The 1,070-nt window shown below is 77.7% G+C and carries 1 protein-coding gene; it reads left to right on the top strand.

The genetic code is table 11. The features are described from left to right. A partial coding sequence (locus tag BV907_RS18040) for a putative PEP-binding protein (protein ID WP_139346874.1) occupies positions 1-1,070 on the top strand: 1,070 nt, incomplete at both ends.

Raw genomic sequence — 1,070 nt, 5'->3', positions numbered from 1 at the left:
GCGGGGACGGGCGAGGACGCCCTGGCGGGGGCGGAGCGGATCCGGGCCGCGGCCAAGGCCGTCCAGGCCGAGCTCAGGGCCCGCGCCGCGCACGCCACCGGGGACGCCAAGGGCGTGCTCGAGGCCACCGCGCTGATGGCCGCGGACCCGATGCTGGTCAAGGGCGCCGTGAAACTGCTCGACCCCGCCTCCGACGGCGGGCCCCGCACGGCCGAGCGGGCGGTCTGGGAGTCCGGCACCGCCGTGGCCGAGAAGCTCAAGGCCCTCGGCGGCTACATGGCCGAACGCGCCACCGACGTCGCCGACGTCCGGGCCCGGATCGTGGCCGAGCTGCTCGGCCTGCCCGCCCCCGGCATCCCCGAGTCCGCCGAGCCGTTCGTCCTGGCCGCCGAGGACCTCGCCCCCGCCGACACCGCCACCCTGGACCCGGCCAGGGTCGTGGCCCTGATCACCTCCGGCGGCGGCCCCCAGTCCCACACCGCGATCCTCGCCCGCGCCCTGGGCCTGCCCGCCGTGGTCGCCGCCCCCGGCGTCGACCGGATCGCCGACGGCACCACGGTCTTCGTCGACGGCGCCGCCGGCACCGTCGCCACCGACCCCGGACCCGCCGAGCACGACGCCGCCACCGCCTGGGCCGCCCAGGCCCAGGCCCTGGCCGTGTTCGAGGGCCCCAACACCCTCGCCGACGGCCACCCCGTGCCGCTGCTGGCCAACGTCGGCACCGGCAAGGACGCCGCCAGGGCCGCCGCCGCCGGCGCCGAGGGCGTCGGGCTCCTGCGCACCGAGTTCTGCTTCCTCGACCGCGACACCGAGCCCCGCCACGAGGAGCAGGTCACCGCCTACTCCGCCGTCCTGGCCGCCTTCCCCGGGAAGAAGGTCGTCATCCGCACCCTCGACGCCGGCGCCGACAAGCCCCTGCCCTTCCTGACCAACACCGACGAGCCCAACCCCGCCCTCGGCGTGCGCGGCTACCGCACCGACGCCACGACCCCCGGGGTGCTGGCCCGCCAGCTCGCCGCCATCGCCGACGCCGCCGCCAAGAATGACGCCGAGGTCTGGGTCATGGCCCC

Origin of the sequence: Sinomonas mesophila, assembly GCF_001999765.1 — a bacterium.
GTDB classification, from domain to species: domain Bacteria; phylum Actinomycetota; class Actinomycetes; order Actinomycetales; family Micrococcaceae; genus Sinomonas; species Sinomonas mesophila.
Note: the sequence above shows the minus strand (reverse complement) of the source record. Positions and strands in the feature narration are given on the sequence as shown.